This is a genomic window from Neisseria flavescens, from assembly GCF_001618065.1.
In the GTDB taxonomy this organism is placed as follows: Bacteria; Pseudomonadota; Gammaproteobacteria; order Burkholderiales; family Neisseriaceae; genus Neisseria; species Neisseria flavescens_A.
The window spans coordinates 132,403-149,409 of sequence record NZ_LAEI01000045.1; the positions used below are offsets into that span (position 1 = coordinate 132,403).

Annotated in this window: 16 protein-coding genes; 9 read left to right on the forward strand and 7 right to left on the reverse strand. The window is 48.3% G+C overall.

The window, feature by feature from the left end:
* Positions 1–55: 55 nt before the first annotated feature.
* The 6 genes from TW89_RS07495 to TW89_RS07515 all read right to left on the reverse strand — a co-directional run bounded on the left by TW89_RS07495 (position 56) and on the right by TW89_RS07515 (position 5,712).
* Positions 56–358: a hypothetical protein gene (locus TW89_RS07495; protein ID WP_128581034.1), complete on the reverse strand. Its 303-nt coding sequence runs from the start codon at positions 356–358 to the stop codon at positions 56–58.
* A 9-nt stretch (positions 359–367) separates the two neighbouring features.
* The gene (locus tag TW89_RS11730; RefSeq protein WP_164836710.1) at positions 368–526 is read right to left on the reverse strand and encodes a hypothetical protein; all 159 of its coding nucleotides are present in this window, start codon (positions 524–526) and stop codon (positions 368–370) included.
* 148 nt (positions 527–674) lie between these two features.
* Entirely contained in the window at positions 675–944 is a 270-nt protein-coding gene (locus TW89_RS07500; protein ID WP_070815038.1) for a hypothetical protein, read from the reverse strand.
* A gap of 161 nt (positions 945–1,105) precedes the next feature.
* The gene (locus TW89_RS07505; RefSeq protein WP_128581035.1) at positions 1,106–2,017 is read right to left on the reverse strand and encodes a rolling circle replication-associated protein; all 912 of its coding nucleotides are present in this window, start codon (positions 2,015–2,017) and stop codon (positions 1,106–1,108) included.
* Positions 2,014–2,229 carry a hypothetical protein gene (locus tag TW89_RS07510; RefSeq protein WP_128581036.1) on the reverse strand — a complete coding sequence of 72 codons (216 nt, stop codon included), beginning with the start codon at positions 2,227–2,229 and terminating at the stop codon, positions 2,014–2,016. The genes TW89_RS07505 and TW89_RS07510 overlap by 4 nt, the downstream gene beginning before the upstream one ends.
* 282 nt (positions 2,230–2,511) lie before the next feature.
* Positions 2,512–5,712, reverse strand: a complete 3,201-nt coding sequence (locus TW89_RS07515) for a TonB-dependent receptor domain-containing protein (RefSeq protein WP_128581037.1) — start codon at positions 5,710–5,712, stop codon at positions 2,512–2,514.
* 596 nt (positions 5,713–6,308) lie between these two features.
* On the opposite strand from TW89_RS07515, the gene TW89_RS07520 reads away from it, so the two are divergent.
* The 7 genes from TW89_RS07520 to TW89_RS07545 all read left to right on the forward strand — a co-directional run bounded on the left by TW89_RS07520 (position 6,309) and on the right by TW89_RS07545 (position 14,034).
* The gene (locus tag TW89_RS07520) at positions 6,309–8,507 is read left to right on the forward strand and encodes a TonB-dependent hemoglobin/transferrin/lactoferrin family receptor (RefSeq protein WP_128581038.1); all 2,199 of its coding nucleotides are present in this window, start codon (positions 6,309–6,311) and stop codon (positions 8,505–8,507) included.
* 72 nt (positions 8,508–8,579) lie between these two features.
* On the forward strand, positions 8,580–9,371 hold the full coding sequence (locus TW89_RS07525; RefSeq protein WP_049249087.1) for a heme/hemin ABC transporter substrate-binding protein: 792 nt from the start codon (positions 8,580–8,582) through the stop codon (positions 9,369–9,371).
* 142 nt (positions 9,372–9,513) lie between these two features.
* Positions 9,514–10,455, forward strand: coding sequence for a FecCD family ABC transporter permease (locus tag TW89_RS07530; RefSeq protein WP_128581039.1), 942 nt, complete (start codon positions 9,514–9,516; stop codon positions 10,453–10,455).
* A 46-nt stretch (positions 10,456–10,501) separates the two neighbouring features.
* Positions 10,502–11,227 carry an ABC transporter ATP-binding protein gene (locus TW89_RS07535; RefSeq protein WP_128581040.1) on the forward strand — a complete coding sequence of 242 codons (726 nt, stop codon included), beginning with the start codon at positions 10,502–10,504 and terminating at the stop codon, positions 11,225–11,227.
* Between the two features lie 291 nt (positions 11,228–11,518).
* Positions 11,519–11,722: a hypothetical protein gene (locus TW89_RS12290; protein WP_432757676.1), complete on the forward strand. Its 204-nt coding sequence runs from the start codon at positions 11,519–11,521 to the stop codon at positions 11,720–11,722.
* Between the two features lie 128 nt (positions 11,723–11,850).
* Positions 11,851–13,341, forward strand: a complete 1,491-nt coding sequence (gene hutX / locus TW89_RS07540) for a heme utilization cystosolic carrier protein HutX (protein ID WP_432757677.1) — start codon at positions 11,851–11,853, stop codon at positions 13,339–13,341.
* Between the two features lie 75 nt (positions 13,342–13,416).
* The gene (locus TW89_RS07545) at positions 13,417–14,034 is read left to right on the forward strand and encodes an NAD(P)H-binding protein (protein WP_128581041.1); all 618 of its coding nucleotides are present in this window, start codon (positions 13,417–13,419) and stop codon (positions 14,032–14,034) included.
* Positions 14,035–14,188: 154 nt separating this feature from the next.
* On the opposite strand, the gene TW89_RS07550 is transcribed toward TW89_RS07545, so the two are convergent.
* Positions 14,189–14,890 carry a glutathione S-transferase family protein gene (locus TW89_RS07550; RefSeq protein ID WP_128581042.1) on the reverse strand — a complete coding sequence of 234 codons (702 nt, stop codon included), beginning with the start codon at positions 14,888–14,890 and terminating at the stop codon, positions 14,189–14,191.
* A gap of 458 nt (positions 14,891–15,348) precedes the next feature.
* On the opposite strand from TW89_RS07550, the gene TW89_RS07560 reads away from it, so the two are divergent.
* Positions 15,349–15,900, forward strand: coding sequence for a tetratricopeptide repeat protein (locus TW89_RS07560; protein ID WP_128581043.1), 552 nt, complete (start codon positions 15,349–15,351; stop codon positions 15,898–15,900).
* Entirely contained in the window at positions 15,827–16,807 is a 981-nt protein-coding gene (locus tag TW89_RS07565; protein WP_128581044.1) for an alpha/beta hydrolase-fold protein, read from the forward strand. The genes TW89_RS07560 and TW89_RS07565 overlap by 74 nt, the downstream gene beginning before the upstream one ends.
* Positions 16,808–17,007 lie beyond the last annotated feature (200 nt).

Sequence of the window (17,007 nt, forward strand, 5' to 3'; positions counted from 1 at the left end):
CAGATAGCTACCGCAAAAGGCGGAAGCATACCTATAAGAAATTCAACTTCGGGGGTCATTCTTCTTCCTTGTTGCTTATCATGCCTACTACTTTGACGGCAATCACAATTAGAAATAATGAAACCATTATTAAAACAAGCTGATAGCCTAGCTCACGGCCAGCTTGTGCAAATTCGCCAAATTCGCATTGTGGGAACGTGAGTTTTACTGTCTGTTCTTGATACTTCCAAGCTTTACCATCAAAAACGGCGTGATGTAACACGCCGTCTTTGTCAATCGATGGTGAAACTTGGGTCATCAAGACATTGATGGCTTCTTGTTCTGTTTCGTAACAAATTCGGCCTACTTGATAACCCATGATTACACCTTAAACCTGATTTGCACCGCGTTTACCGATACGGATAACGGCAAATGCGATAGAAATACCTACAACGATGGCGCCCAATGCGATGATTTCGGCTTTGTAACCAGTGATTTCTTGTTTCACGGTGTCCAAAATGCCTTCAGCCATTACAGGTGCAGACATTGCAGAAACGGCAACAGTTGCCAGGGCGTACTTCGCTTTGTTTTCAGATTTTGGAATTTCATTTTGTTTTCCTTTAGTTAATGTTGAAAAAAAGTTTTGCGGTGTTTCGGGGTCAATTCAAGGCACACCGCAAAGCCTTGAATCTTGTTTATGCTTCGTCTGAAAAATAGATGTTGTCTTTAAATGCTCGTGGAAATACTTGCATTGATACGATTTGTTGAGGCTTGTAGCCTTCATATTTTTCAGGGTGTTTGGTGCGAACTTCGCAAAGGCGCGTTTCGGTTTCGCTACGGATAATCAGACCGACATAATGCGTCTTAGTAAATGTGCCGTCTTGGTTTTTGCGTTCACGCGTGAACATTCGATCAAATGATGCAATAACGAAAATACCTTGTCGGCGTTCGGTTTCTTGAGACATGATGTTTTTCCTTTCTTTAAGGTCAGTTTTGCTGGTATTCAACGGTTCTGGGGCGGGACGGGAGGGGCGCTCACACACGGCTTGCGCCGTTCTCCTTGCTTCGCAAGTGCGGTTTCGCGCCCATCCCGCCCCCGAACCAAAATCAACGATTGCTTGTTTCGCTACATATTGATGATGGTTTCTCGGTTGTAAAACGCCCATTTCGGGCTAATGAGGCTGGATAAAATACGGTTGTAATTTTCTTCTGTAATGGCTTTGAGTTCTCTGTTAAATTCATGTTTTGCATACTGTTTTAAATATGGCTCAATGCAGATAATCCATTGCTGGAGCTTCTCGCGCCACAGGCGCGAACCAGCACTTACAAACGAAAAATTGCTGTTTGCAATCTTCCACAGACTTTTTTTATCGATGGTTGTACGAATCAGGCGATAGCCTTTGTCTTCAGGAAGTCTGCTGTTAATGTGTTTTGAAATGTACTTGGCCACATATCTTGCCAAGCCTTTACTGTTGGTCTTTACCGGCAACAGTTCGGAACGGCCGAAACCGTATTTATCCATGTTTTCACGAAGGATTTGCCAAAGCTGACGAAGTGCTTTGTTTGCTGATGTGTAGTTTCTGGCTTGAATTTGCTTAAAATTCAGGCCACGTCTTATATCTTCGCGTGTATTAACAATCAGATGAAAATGAATACGACCGCTTTTCATGCGCTCGTATACGCAGATGTAGTGTTCAAAATGTTTTTTCAGGAAATTGGTGCGTAAGCTGTGAAAACGGCGTTGTGCTTCTTTCACTTCTTGAACGTCATCCGAAAAGGTCAAAGTCAAAAATCCAACATGGTTAAGGCCGAATGTTTCAATGAATTGATGTACATTCATTTCCAAAGCGCTTGATGATTTTTTATGTGATGTTGAAAACTCGTTAAATTCGGGTTTGCATTCGTTCGGCAGGAATTTTTCATAACCAATCGGCATTTGCTTTGCATTGTTTTTATTAAGGTTTTCTGTCTCAATGCAGTTGTTACTATTTAGACAAGGAAGAGCGCGTTCCGCGCTTGCTGAAGCTGAACGATTCATGATTGCACCTCCGACATCAGCACGGAGCAAGACAAACGGCCATATAAATCGGCTTCGTCATATGAACTTTGTGCATCGTTGGGGTTGCGGATTGGGAAATTTTTGGTTTCTAAGATAGTCGGTTCGTCATTTTTTTCTACGAACAGACGTAAAATGAATGCAACAGGAGATTTTTCGGGTTGCGGTGTGATGGTGTAATAACAAAGTGACATTTTAGACCCCTCTCAAATATCGGTTAAAAATATTTGTCAAGGGGTTTTAACTAAAATTTACGCCCCTTGCTTGAGGCGTAATATATAAGGCCGTCTGAAATATAGACGTTTCATTTTCAAGCAGCCTTTTTGATTCCAAAGCAGAAAATATAAAAATTATGCAGGTTAGCTTCAACTTTCATATAATATGAAAGAGTAGGGCATAACTAAGCCATCATGTAAAAAGCCGTCTGAAACCCAATGTTCAGACGGCTTTTTACTCCCAAAATGATTAAGTGATCATTACCATTTTCCAGTTATCCCAATGCGGATTGTCCTACCAGGTGCAGGCATATAGGAGCGGCTCATCGGGTCGAGGTAGTAGCGGTTGGTCAGGTTGCTGCCCACAAGCTCGGCGGTCAGATTTTTGCCGATTTTGTAGCGCAAATAGGCGTCCCATACGGCGACAGGCTGCCAACGCATGGTATCTGTATCCGCTTGAAGATTATAGTCATTGATACGGTTTAATTGATCGTAATATGCCTGCCATACCGTACGGCGGTTTTGATACACACGGCTGTGATAATGGAAGCGGATGCCGCTTTCCAGCTTGTTACGGAAGAAGCGTCCGCCCAAATCAGCATCAATCGACCAGCGCGGTTGAACCATACTGGCAAGATAACCGTTATCGGTCAAACCGCCGTAATTGCATTCGGGCGCGGGAATAAATCCGCCGCCAGTCAAGTAACTGGAATCATGTACACTGGAAACGGAAAAAGATTTGTCGCAAACTTTGTTTTTGAGCGTACGCAATACGCCGACTCCTCCAAAAAACCTGCCGCTGTCGAAGCGTGCCTGTAACTCCACGCCGGTACGGATTTGTTTGTCGAATTGCTCGAATTCAAAATTCTCGTCCCTGTCGATGATATTTTTGGTTTTGTTGCGGAAGTAGTTGATGCGGAAATCCGCATTTTTCATTTTTGGAAACAGTCCAGTTAAATCATGAATGTAGCCGACTTCCCAGTTTTTGGCGTGTTCGGGCTGCCAACCGTATCCCATTCGTGCAAATGAACCCGCAGCAGTCGAGAAGCCATAAGTCCCCTCAAATATGCTGGGGAAACGTAGGGATTCGGTATAGCGCAGATAGGCTCGGGCATTATCGGTAAAATTGACGGCGGCTGAGAATGCAGGAGCCCATCCGCTGCCACCCTGTTTGTGGGCACGCTGCAGTTCGTTAGGTGTAATAGGAGCCCTATACATTCTTAGAATGTCATAATTAGGTATATATTTTTGAACTACGCGCGGACTGTCGGGATTGCTTGGATCATAAGCAGGATTGACGGCTTGACTATGCAACTCGGGAATAGCAAACCAAGGATGATTGGCAGGATTCAGACGACCTTTGTCGTCTTTCAGCCAATAGTATTTCAGCTTATCCAGCCTTGGTCTGTTTTCGTCATGAAAGGGAGTAAGATTTAATATTGCCACCCCTCTATCATCTATTACGATACTGTCTCTTGCCGCATTGAATTCGTCATTGTTAACCGCATTCAGATAATCACGATATTCCTGCTCGGTTGCTACACGGGTAAACTGAAATACCTGACCTCGATTAACTTCTAAGGGATTGTTGTATTTGTCAAATCCGGTTTTCAACCGCTCGTTGTCGTCCTGTATCTTGAAGTTGGTATAGCGCGCTCCTGCCGTCAGAGTCAGCCAGCTCATCGGCTGGTAGCGGAAATTGAAACCAAAATTCCATTCTCTGCGCCTACCGTTTCTCGGCTCGCCGAATCTTGTCAGCTCGGTATTGGTAACCAATTGCTTTGCTTCTATTTCCTCCCTGTATTTGTCCAAGCCGTCATGGCTCAATTCTTCTGAAAACTCATTGCGCGATCTCAATTTTTCATTCTCGAAGTCACCTATCAGAGTCAACGTCAGCTTGTCATGCAGCTTCATGCGGTTGGAAAAATTGAAACCGTTGCGGGTATTGTTGGCATAGTAGGCATTGCCCTCTATGGTATTGAAGCGTCCGTTGGTATTCGGAAGCTGTTCGACGACATTCGGTTTTTTCGTGTAACCCAATGCCTCATACATGCGCTTGGTTTCTTCATTGTAGGTATTCCAGCGACTCATCACAGTTTTCCACATCATTAAATTGTCCACCCTGTCTTCATACAGGGCGTCGCCGGGCGAACCGCCTGCGGTATTGGTTTTGGATTTGGTACGGGTCGTCCACAATGACGCATCGAAATCTATCCAACGGCTGCCTTCGGGCTTCCATGAATAGTCGATATTGTAGGAACGCTGTTTCACCCATGCCCTCGGCCACTCCGCAATTTTATTCAGATTATCCGGCGTACTGAATAGCGGACCAATGACGCGGGAGGGCATGATTTCACCGAAAATGGAGTCTGTATGACGCAGCCCGAATTTCAAGGTTTGGCGGTTGGGCAAGCGGAAGGTGGTTTTGCCTAGCCATGATTTATTTTCCAGCGAAGTATTGGTTACTTCGCCGCCCGGATGGTAGAAAAGCCCAATTCTTGCAATATCAGGTGCGCCCAACATTGCCTCGCTTCCGTAGAATTTTTCGCCTCTTGCAGCGGCATCCGCAATCTGCCTGTTTAATTCATTGACCGTTTCCATCGTCCAAGGACCGATATAGCCGTAGCGCTCCGCACCTTTTTTACCGGAAAAATAATTGCCTTTACTGCGGTAGGCATAGGCAAGCATGGCATCAAAATTGTCCTGCTTGGTGGCGGCGGCAATGCGGTAAGCTTTATCCTCCCCAAATCTATTGCGTCCGCTGAAGCGCTGACTGACGCGGTCGGTATCGTCCAACATCGCCCGCCAAATACCGCCAAGTGCGACAGCAGGCGCATCCAATGTCCGATAATCGACCGATTTTTCATAGACATTGGCACGTTGTTTGATGGAATTATTGGAAGCCTCCGCCTTCACTTCAAAGCCGTATTTCTGCCCTTCGGAGACAATATCGTCGGCATCGATGGTTTTCAAGGCGACGGAGCCGCCTATGCCGCTTTTCATATCACGGCTGAACGAAGGGCCTTTTTCGATGGAAACGCTGCTGATGATGTTGGGGTCGACGTAGTTGCGGTTGTTTGCGCCCGCGTAGCCGCGCCAAACGGTAATCGCCTGCTCCGTGCCGTCGATGGTAACGGGAATCCGTCCTTGACCTTGCACACCACGTATATTCGGATCCAGCGCGCCGCTGTTGCGCGCGTCGCCGCTGTACACGCCGGACATACCGCTTAAAAGGTCGGATACGGTGTTGCCTTTGAAGGTTTCGACTTCGTTTTTGCTCTTGTAAAGATTGACGATTTCGCGGGTATAGACGCGGTTTTTACCGATTTCGTCTTTATTGCGTGTGCCTTTGACAGTGATGGTATCGAGAATAACTGTCGAATTATCTGCAGCATAAACGGCAGGGACGAAACCAATGGCGGCGATGCAGGCGGAGAGGGTGGTGGCTTTGATCGGTTGCATAGAATGTATCCATATAGCTTGATTGTTAAGGCCGTCTGAACAAGACAGACCGAAAATAGATGCGATTACACTCTGACTAAAATAATACAAATAAGTTTGATTATTATTTATAATTTTATGAAATTCTAACTAATTTTTAATAATATGGAAATGTTTTTTGAGTTTGAGGTAAATAGAAGGGTGAGAAATAAGAGGAACAAATAAAAACTTGTTTGAATATTTCAGACAGGCTTGGATTCGGATTCCAAATGCAACATCCGAATACCAGTGGTTGGAACAGATTCAAGAATAAAACACTTGGCGTTTCGTGGCTAAATGTTTTTCTCTGCGATGTACTTCTCGATCAATGTCGATGATGGTGTCGGCCTCCTAATTGCCGATGCGGGATTTTTGGTCGGCAACGGCAGGTCTGTTTTCTATGCCGACACGGTCGGGCACTTTGCTTCTGATCCATAAATTATTTATCCAGCTATGTCATACTATATTTTGCGTTTTTGAAGTGGTTTTAGTGCTATCTTGCGGTTTCTAAACTTGCAAAAACTATCTGTTTGTTTTATAAATGCAAACCATTATTATTCAAATAATAGGGTTATGTAATGAAAAAGAAAGCGATTGCCTGTGTGGTAGGGGCGATTTTTTCCGGACAGTTATATGCGGCTCAGATGCCGGTGGCTCAGGCAGAAATAGAGCCTGTGGTGGTTACGGCCGACCGCAATGCGCAAACCTTGGACAAAGCCGCGCCGAATGTGTCGGTTATCGGACGCAAAACCTTGAATCAAGCCTCGGCACAGAATTTAGACGATATCGTGATGTATGAATCCGGCGTCAGCGTGCCGTCAGACAACAACCGCCGCGGTCATGCCGGTATCAATATCCGAGGCATAGACGGCAACCGCATTCTGATGATGGTGGACGGCGTGCGCATTCCCGAATCTTATGCAGGCGGCGGCTCCAACGGCGCGATTTCGGGACGCGATATGGTCGAAAGCGACACGCTCAAGCAGGTCGATATTGTCAAAGGCCCTTATTCCGCGCTGTACGGCAGCGACGCGCTCGGCGGTGTGGTGAACATGGTGACGCTCTCACCGAGCGATTTTGTCGATGCGGGCAAACGCGGTTATTTTGGGCTGAAACACGGCTACCGCAGCCGCGACCGCAGCCATGGTGTGACGGCGACTGTGGCAGGTTTCCATGAAAACGCCGAAGGTCTGCTGATGCTGACGCGCCGTCAAGGTCATGAAACCGAAAACATGGGCAGCGATACCAGCTACTCGACTGCGCGTACTGCCACCAATCCACAGAAAAACAATGCCTACAATATCTTGGCGAAAGGCAATATCGGCAACGAACACCACCGCTTGGAAACTTTGTACGAACAGTATTACCACGCCAACGATACCGTATTGGCAAACGGCTTGGGTTCGCAATCGCGCGGGCCGGTAACCATCGCAACATCCGAGAGCAACGCCCGCGACCGTATCCGCCGTCAACGTATCGAAGCAGGCTACCGCTACACTGGCGAAGGCCGTCTGAAAGAAGCCAACCTGACTGCCTATCAGCAAAAACTGCGTACGGAAGACGATGCCGTCGATGCGAGCATTACGCGTATGGGCGCGCGCCAATTAGGTAACTCGACCCGTTATTCCGACTACGGTTTCAATCAGACCATACGCGGGCTGAACGGGCGTGGCGTGTGGGAATTTGACGGCGCGGTCAAACAAACCGTCGTTGCCGGCGCAGAATACAAACACACCGAGACCGCCCGTCCGCGCGACAGCCTGACAGTGGACAATCTGACCGGCGCTGTCAGTAAAGTTTATGCAGGCAGCACCTATCCAAATAAAACCTTCCCCGACAGCAAGCGCAAAACGTTCAGCGTTTACGCACAAGACAGCCTGAACTTCGGCAACGGCATCGTTCTAACTCCAGCTTTGCGTTACGAAAAAGACAAGCTGAACACGTCGACCGACCAAGCCTATCTCAATGCCAATCCCGGCGGAACGGCGACGCGCTTTAGCGATTCCGCGTTTACGCCCAGCCTGCGCCTGAGCGTGCCTATGGGTGAGCAGTTCACCGGTTTTGCCACTTATTCACAAGGCTTCCGCACGCCGCCGTTTGACAGCGCGACCATGGCGTTTGCCAATACAACCTACGGCTATGCCGTCATTCCCAATACCAACCTCAAATCCGAACGCTCCAACAGCTTTGAATTGGGGATGAAGTTCAAAAACGAACGCGCCCGTGCGCAAGTCACCGCGTTCTACAACCGTTACCGCAACTTCATCAACCGCACTGAAATCGGTACCTCCACCGTTGGCGGTCGCCCGATTATCCAGTACCAATATCAAAACCTTGATCACGTTAAAACCTACGGTGCTGAAGCTTCCGCCGCCTATACCTTCCTGCCGGGCTGGCAAGTCTCCGGCAGCATCGCTTGGATGCGCGGTAAGCAGCAGGACGGCAAACCGTTGGATTCCGCTTATCCGCTCAACGGCGTTTTGGGTTTGGATTACACGCAGGAAAAATGGGGTGTCGGTACCAAGCTGCGTTGGTCGAAAAAACACAGCCGCGTCAGCAGCGACACTGTTTTCCAAGCGCCGGGTTATGGCGTATGGGATGTCGGCGCGTGGTACAAGCCGTTTAAAAACCTCGAAATCGGCGCAAACATCTACAACGTCGGCAACAAAAAATACTGGCAGCACGCAGACGTTGCCGGCATGAGCCGTACTAGTGTGATGGACTTGTACACCGAAACCGGCCGTAATTTCGCCGCAACCGTACAACTGAAGTTCTAATGTGATTCAACCATTTTCAGACGGCCTGAGAAAACGAGCAGGCCGTCTGAAAGCATACAACAAGGAAAAACAATGAAACTCAAACTCCTCCTGCTTTCCGCGTTTATTTCGTTGGCCGGCACTGCACACGCGCAACGCATCGTCGTGTTGACCCCCGATACGGCAGACATTGTCGCCGCGCTCGGCGCATTGGACGAAATCGTCGGCCGCGATCAGACCGTTCAAAATCCGGCGTTGAAAAACAAGCCCAGTATCGGCATTCATCGCCGCCTGACGGTTGAACCGATTGTGGCCGCCAAACCCGACATTGCCATCGGTTCATGGATGGCGCAGCCTGCCGATATTTTTGCCCATCTGCAAAAAGCAGGCATTAAAGCCGTCAATGTTGCGCCCGATGACAGCATCGCCGCCTATCCGCAAAGTATCCGCAACATCGGTCAGCTTATCGGCAAAAGCGCGCAGGCGGACAAGTTGGCCAGTAAGTGGCAGGCGGATATGAAACAGCAGCCTTCCAGCGGCAAACGCTACCTATTCAGCTACGACGGGCGCATCGTATCGGGCAAGAATACTGCCGCCGACGAAATCATCCGCCGCGCCGGCGGTATCAATGCCGCAGCCGCCATTGACGGCCTCAAACCGATGACGCGTGAGGCATGGATTGCGGCCAAACCCGACATCATCATTATTGCTGACCACAACACCGCCATGATAGGCAACGTCAAAACCTTTGCCGCACGCCCCGAAATCGCCGGCTCGCCTGCCGCGAAAAACGGCAAGATTTATTTGTGGAAGGCCAACGATATGTTCCGTTACGGACTGGATACGCCGCAAGTGATTCAGCGTTTGCACGGTTTGGCGAAATAAACGCGCCTGTTTTGAAAAATCTGTCTGATTTTTGTTTTCAGACGGCCTTGATTTGTTCCTTCTTATTGAGGAGGAAGCAAAACGGCTGTCTTAAAAATGCCGTCTGAAACCATCCCTCAATCCGCTTAAACCGCATGATGTCATGAAACCGCATACCCTTACCCTCTGCCTATTGCTTACTGCCGCCGCCGTTTATTTGTGCTGCGGCATCGGTTTTGGCGCATGGGAGTCGCCATTGGCGATGGATGAAACCGTCCGCCAAATTCGTTTACCACGCATCTATACCGCGCTTTTGGTCGGAGCCGGTTTGTCCGCTTCGGGGGCGGCATTGCAGGCTTTATTTGAGAACCCGCTGGCCGATCCGAGTTTGATCGGGACATCGGGCGGGGCGGCCTTGGGCGTGATTGTGTTATTGGCTTTGGGCGGCGGCGCGATGGGTGTGCCGGCGGCGGCTTTTCTCGGTGCATTGGGTGTGTGCCTGCTGATTTTGGCAGTGCACAAACTACTCGGCGGCGGTACTTTGGGATTGCTGGTGTTGGGGTTTGTGTTGAGTGCGTTTTCGGGCGCGGTGGTCAGCATGATTTTGTTTTTATCTGACGATTTGGTATTACGCAGTGCAACCACATGGCTGTCGGGCAGCCTTGCCGAAGCCGGTTTCTCATCGCCTGTCGCGGCAATCGCGGTCATGTTGCCCGGTTTTCTGATTTTGTTGTCCGCAGGCAGGCGGCTGGACGTTTTGATGACGGGGGAGGACACGGCTGCCAGTATGGGGGTATCAGTTGGGGCTTTGCGTGTGCAAACCGTAATCGGCGCGGCATTGATGACGGGAGCGACGGTATCGCTTTCGGGCATCATCGGTTTTCTCGGCATGATGATCCCCAATGTGCTGGCGCAAACCGTCGGCGGCAGTCGCCGCAAACTGATTACGCTGTCGGCTTGGTTGGGCGCAGTATTTTTGATGGTGGTAGATGGCGCGGCGCGCTGGCTGACATACCCTGTCGATCTGCCGGTCGGTATCGTAATTGCCTTATTGGGCGGACCGTTTTTTATGTATTTGTTTATCAAGCCTTTGAAAAGCCGTTAATGCCTAAACAGGCCGTCTGAAACTTCATTGCCCCATATCTTTTGCTATGCACACCTTATTTCAAATCCGTAATCTTTCCGTCCGCGTCCAAGACAAAAACCTGCTTGAAATTGATCAACTGAATATACCTTCGGGCATGACCGTCATTATCGGCCCGAATGGTGCGGGCAAATCCACTTTGCTGCGGGCCTTAATCGGGCAAACAGGGCAGGGGGAAATCACGCTTTTCGGTGAGGCCGTTGCGCCGCAAATCCGTGCGGGCAGAGTGGCATGGGTCGGGCAGCATGGCCGTTACAACATGCCGATGACCGTACGCGAATACATTGCGTTGGCGTCATTCGTACAAAAAGGCCGTCTGAACCATGAATGGGCGGACGAGTTGCTCGATTATTTTGATTTGACGGCATTGGCGGATAAGCGCATTGGCAAGCTCTCAGGCGGCGAACAGCAACGCGCCAACATCATCCGCGCCCTGTTGCAAAACGCGCCGGTCTTGCTTTTGGACGAACCGTGCAACCATCTTGATATTCGCCACCAACACCGCCTGATGCAGTATTTGGTCGGGCATTCAAACCGTGCCTCATCAATGATGGTATTGCACGATTTGAACCTCGCCGCGCGTTATGCGGAACATATTATTTTGATGAATAAGGGAAAAGTAGTTGCATCAGGCAAGGTGGGAGAAGTGATGCGCCCCAACTTGCTTGAATCGGTTTACGGTTGGCAGATACGCCGTTGCGAAGATGAAGCAGGGTTTTATTTCAGAAGCTGAGCGCCAAAAGGCCGTCTGAAAAACGATAAAGAAAATTTATTTTATCGTTCAAAAATAAAACGAGATGGGAGGATGTTCCCGACTTGAAGAACCAAATTTTGCGCATTTCACAAGTAAAATGCCGATTTTCATCAAATAGAAATACATTTTATTATTTATAGAATACAATATTTTAAAATAATACTAATTTTTAATTACGCAAAAATATTGACAAGAAAATGATGATGGTTATTTAATATATAAATCTTATTAATAATTTTTATTAATCATTATCATGGTACAGCAGCTTGTTTGGACTCCGAAACAATCCGCACCCAAGGCATTTCCCGAACGTCAGGCATTAATGCCCGTTTGGGGCGGCGTTCCAATGCCGCGTCCCCAGTGGCAGAACATTTGGAAGAAAAAGCTTCCCCATGCCACGGATGTGGACGCGCTTGCTTATCTGCATATTCCATTTTGCGCCAACCATTGCGTTTTTTGCGGCTTCTACCGTAATGCGTGGAAGGACAGCCAAAGCAGCATGTACACCGACAAAATTATCGAAGAAATGGCCGCTGAAGCCGAAGTCCGTACAGGCAAAGGAAAATCCGAGCCGTTTATTTCGGGGGCGTACGCCGACCGCATTGCTTACGGAAGACCTCGTCCGCCTGATTCGTGCCTGCTACCAATATCTGCCGCTTGCCGAAGACTGCGAGTTTACCATCGAAGGGCGCATGAGCCATTTCGATTTGGAAAAAGCACAGGCTTGTCTCGAAGCAGGGGCCAACCGCATTTCCATCGGCGTGCAAACCTTCAATACCGCCATCCGCCGCCGTCTCGGCCGCAAACACAGCGGCGACGAAGCGTTTGAATATTTGGCAAAATTGTGCGAACTCGATGCCGTGATTGTGGCCGATTTGATGTTCGGCCTACCCAATCAAACCGATGAAGTTTGGCAAAACGATATTGCCCGCGCCGCCGAGCTGCCGCTGTCCGGTTTGGATACGTACGCGTTCAACCTTTATCCCATGCTGCCCATCAACCGCATGATTGAAAAAGGCGCATTTCCGACACCGCCGGGTTTCGATATTCAGGCAGACCAATATGCCTACACGGTTGAAACACTGCTGGAAAAAGGCTGGGAACAGGTCAGCAACAGCCACTTCGCCTATCCCGGCCGCGGCGAGCGCAACCGCTACAATACTCTGATCAAATCCGATATTTCCTGTTTGGCGTTCGGCTCCGGCGCAGGCGGTAATTTCGGCGGTTTCAGCTATCAGGTGCAGGGCGATTTGGAGAGCTATCTTGCCACGCCGAAAGGCGAGAAAAACATCGCATTTATGAGCGGTCATAGCCCAAATAAAGCACTTCTCAGCAAAGTCCAGCACGATATTGAGACAGGCCGTCTGAATCCATCATTGTTCGACGGCAACAAAGCAGCCCAAAAGCTGATTGCACAATGGCAGGAAATGCAGCTTTTTAAAGAACCCGATTCAGACGGCATTATCCGTTTGAATACCAGCGGCCGTTATTGGTCGCCAACCCTTATCCGCAAACTCATGCTCACACTTCCGACTCAAGAAAAGGATCAAACCATGCAAAAACTTTCAGCCGAACAACAAACCATGTTGCGCCAATCATTGGAAAAAAATCCCGGCCAAGTGCTGGAAATGCTGGCCGCGCAAAACCAATGCAGTTTTGAAGACGTTATCCGCTGCCTGCCTGAAGAGAACGTGCGCCAAACCGAAGGCAGCCGCATTGTCGAAATCCTCCAAGCCATCGCAGCATGGAATGAATCCGTTACCTTCATCGCCCATACCCCCGATGCCATCGTCGAAGTCAGCGGCAAACTGCCTAACGGCAAAGTCGGCCGCGGCTTCTACAACTTTGACCATCCTGAAACCGACGGCGGCGTACACGGCCACATCTACTACGAAAACTGCGCCTCCATCTACCTTTTGGAACGCCCGTTCATGGGTAAAGCCACTTGCTCGCTAACTTTATCAACCGCAACGGTGGCGGCCTATGTTAAAATTTTTGTCGGCCGCGATGAAGCAGGTGAGTTGAAACAACACCAAATCGAAGCCATGCGAAAACTGTTTCGATGCCGCTTAAACGGTTTCCAGACAGCCTAGTATAATCCGTTCCTTGTTGCATAGAGGAGCGGATTTTCTAACAATAAACATCTACCATACAAAGGAACCCCAAACATGCAACTCATCTTCGGAGCCAACGGCCCATCCGGCCGCGCCTATATCCGCACATTGACTGACTCAGCCGATACCGTCGCCGTATTGAGAAAGCCGTCTGAAGACAGCTTTTTTGCCGAACACAATATTCAAACCGTCGTCGCCGATGCGCTTGATGCCGATGCGCTCGATAAAGCGTTGGCACAATACCGTCCCGATACCGTGATCAGTTTTGTCGGCGGCAAAAACGAAGAGGGCATCCGCAGCGATGCGCTGGGCAATATCAACATCATTGCTGCTACGAAAGCCGCCAATCCGAAAGCCCGCTTTGTATTGATTACCAGCATGGGCTGCGGTGAACAATGGGACATGATGAGCGAGCCGTTCAAACAGGCACTCGGCGAAGCCGTCCGTGCCAAAACAGAAGCTGAAATCTATCTCAAACAAAGCGGTTTGAATTGGACCATCTTGCGCCCCTGCGGCCTTGCCGATGGCGAAGATAATGCCTATACCTTAACACAAAATGCCCAAGAAATTCCGAAAAAATACATGACGCGCAACGGCTTGGCCGCTGCCGTTGCTGCCATTGTCGGCCAAGCGGACAGCAAGGGCGAAACGTATAGCGTTGGTGCGGCATAAACTGATTGAATAGATTGTCCACTTTCCATTGTTAAAGTTGGAGTAGGTAATTGATTAGTAGCCGATCAAACAATAAAGGATTTGCTGAGAAAAGACTGAGAGATATAAATAAAAGGCCGTCTGAAACATTTCAGACGGCCTTTTATTTCTTGCTTTATTCTCCAAATACTGCCCGATCGAAACGTTCAATATAGGCGACTAAATTTGCTTTGGTTCTTGCATATAGCGCAATTTCAGTGTCGATGGGGGTAAGAATCAGGTTTGCAACAACAGGCACGATGGCCACATCAACGGAGGTTAATTCTTCGCCGAAAAAGTAGCGTTTTGTGCCTAAGTAGTTGCTAATGGCGTCTAAATCTCCTTTTCCGAAGGCGTAAATATCAGATTGTGTGTGTCTTCCGATACCATGTCCGTGCATTTCTTTTTTCGCGTTTTCCTGTAACACAGCAAAAATCGCTTCGGCTTGTTCGGTCGGCATGCCATCAAACATTGCCTTCATCATAAATGGTTTGCCGAGAGGATCGACAAAACGGTTATATACGCCCATCCAATATAAATGTTCTTCTGTCATACGGCGAAAGGCTTCAGCAATCGCTTTTTGTTCAGGCGTTAAATGTTTATCTAAATCAATGCCGTAGGTTTCGGTTAGATAACGCTGAATGAGAGAGCTATCAGGGATCAACTTCTCGCCATCTTGCAATACCGGAACTTTGCCTTTAGGCATTTTGCTGAGATCGGCAACATATTCTTTTTCGAAATCTAAGCCGGATAAACGCAGCATAGCTTCAGTTTTCCAAACGAAAGGTGATGAACTGCGAATTTTACCTTCACCAGGTAAAGTAAATAATTTAAGCATTTTGTTTTCCTTTCATTATTTGTTATTCAAATATGGTTCTACTATAGTCCAAACAGCCGGGAAGTTCAAGACAAATACCGGATGTGGCGAATTTGGGCATGATTGCCAGCGCAATCAGTCAAGCCATTCGCTAGCTGGAAAATTATTACGGCGTCAAATTGCTTAACCGCACCACACGCAGCCTAACGCCGACAGCATCTCGCGCCCATTGGCACAATGGCAAACCTTGATTTGTGCTTCCCCAGACTATTTACACAAACTCCCCACCCACACCCTTTATGCCACCACCGCACATCGCACCCAATCAGCAAAAGTACGCACCGTATTGGATTGCTTAATGCATTGTTTTGGTGAAGAAAAGGATTGATAAAAAGTGCTGAAAATTGACCGCACTTTGATGTCTAAAACAAAACTTTGTACTATTATTTCAACTTGCGATACATGTTAGGGAGTAATTTATGAAATCCAAACTATCCGCGCTCGTCGCTACAGCCCTTCTCGCCGCCTGTTCTACCGTTCCGCAACATAATGAGCAGGCGAAAGCCCTGTTGGACGAAGGCATCGCCTTGTATCAAAAACAGGATTACCAACATGCAATGCCCTACTTTGAGCAAGCTCAACAGGCTGGGCATATGAAAGCGCCGCGTTATCTGGGCTTGATGTATCTAAACGGCGAAGGTGTCGCCAAGAATGCGAAAACCGCTTTTGTCTACTTCATGCAAGCGGCAGAAGAGGGCGACATCACCGGGCAATACTGGCTCGGCCATTGCTACGAAAACGGCATCGGCACGGCAAAAGACATGACCAAAGCCGTGCATTGGTATCAAGAGTCTGCTAAACGAGGCGACCATATTTCCCAGCCAGCGATTGATGCGTTGAACCGTTTAGGCATCAAAAAAATTAATGATTTCCCGCAAAATTTAAGGAGTTTCCACGATGAAGAAAACCATAACGATGATTGCCGCAAGCTTGTTGCTTGCCGCTTGCAACGCCACCTCAAATGCGACTGAAAAAGCAGTGATGACTCAAAACATGCAAAATGCAGCTTGGGACAAACAATACGGCGGCGCGGATAAATCCTACGATAGTCGATTGCTTGCCTTGCGTGAACAAATTGCACCACGTTTTGAAGTGTTAACGTTTAAAGATCCCAAAACAGGCAAAGAAATGCAGTACAACCTGTACACCCCGAAAAATCTTGAGCCGGGTCGCAAATATCCGTTAGTCATGTTTATCGCAGATGCCAGCACAGCAGGAAAAGGCGTAAAAGCCCCACTAATGCAAGGCTACGGCGGCATCATCTGGGCAACCGATGAAGCGCAGGCGAAATACCCAGCCTTTGTCCTTGTACCGTCTTACACCGAAACGGCAGTCAACGATAAATGGGAAACAACTGAAGAAGTCCCCATGACCTTACGCCTTGTCAAAAATCTGATCGCCGAAAAAGCGATTGATGCCAATCGTGTTTATACCACGGGTCAATCCATGGGCGGTATGATTTCATTCTACCTAAATAGTATCGAGCCTAACTTCTTTGCGGCGTCTATGTTTGTCGGCAGTCAATGGGATATCAATGTTTTAAAACCATTGGAGAAAGCGAAGTTTATTTATACCGTTTCGGCTGCCGATCCAAAAGCCTCCGCAGGCATGGCTCAAGTTGGAAAAATGCTGAAACAAGATAAAGTCAGCTACGCCGAAACTGAGTTCTCTGCCAAATTACCGCAGACCGAACAAGACGCAAAAGTCCAACAAATGCTTGCCCAAGGCAAACGTATTAACTTCATCCGTTTCACACCAAATACCGTAATTCCGGAAAACTCAACCCACAAAGGTGCAGAGCATATGTACTCATTTGATTACGCCTATTTACTCGAACCTGCCCGTGATTGGTTGATGAATCAGAAGAAAGGAAAATAATCTTAAAAATACAAGCGGTCAGATTTTGAAGATGATTTACAAAAATACCTAAAAAACTGACCGCTCTTTTTCCTAAAAAGCCGTCTGAAATTTCAAACGGCTTTTACTTTTAACGCATCCACAATCAGCTTAAACACATTGGAATGCCCGCGGCGGCTGGGGTAATAGAGGTAAAGCGGATCGTAGGTGATGGCGTATTC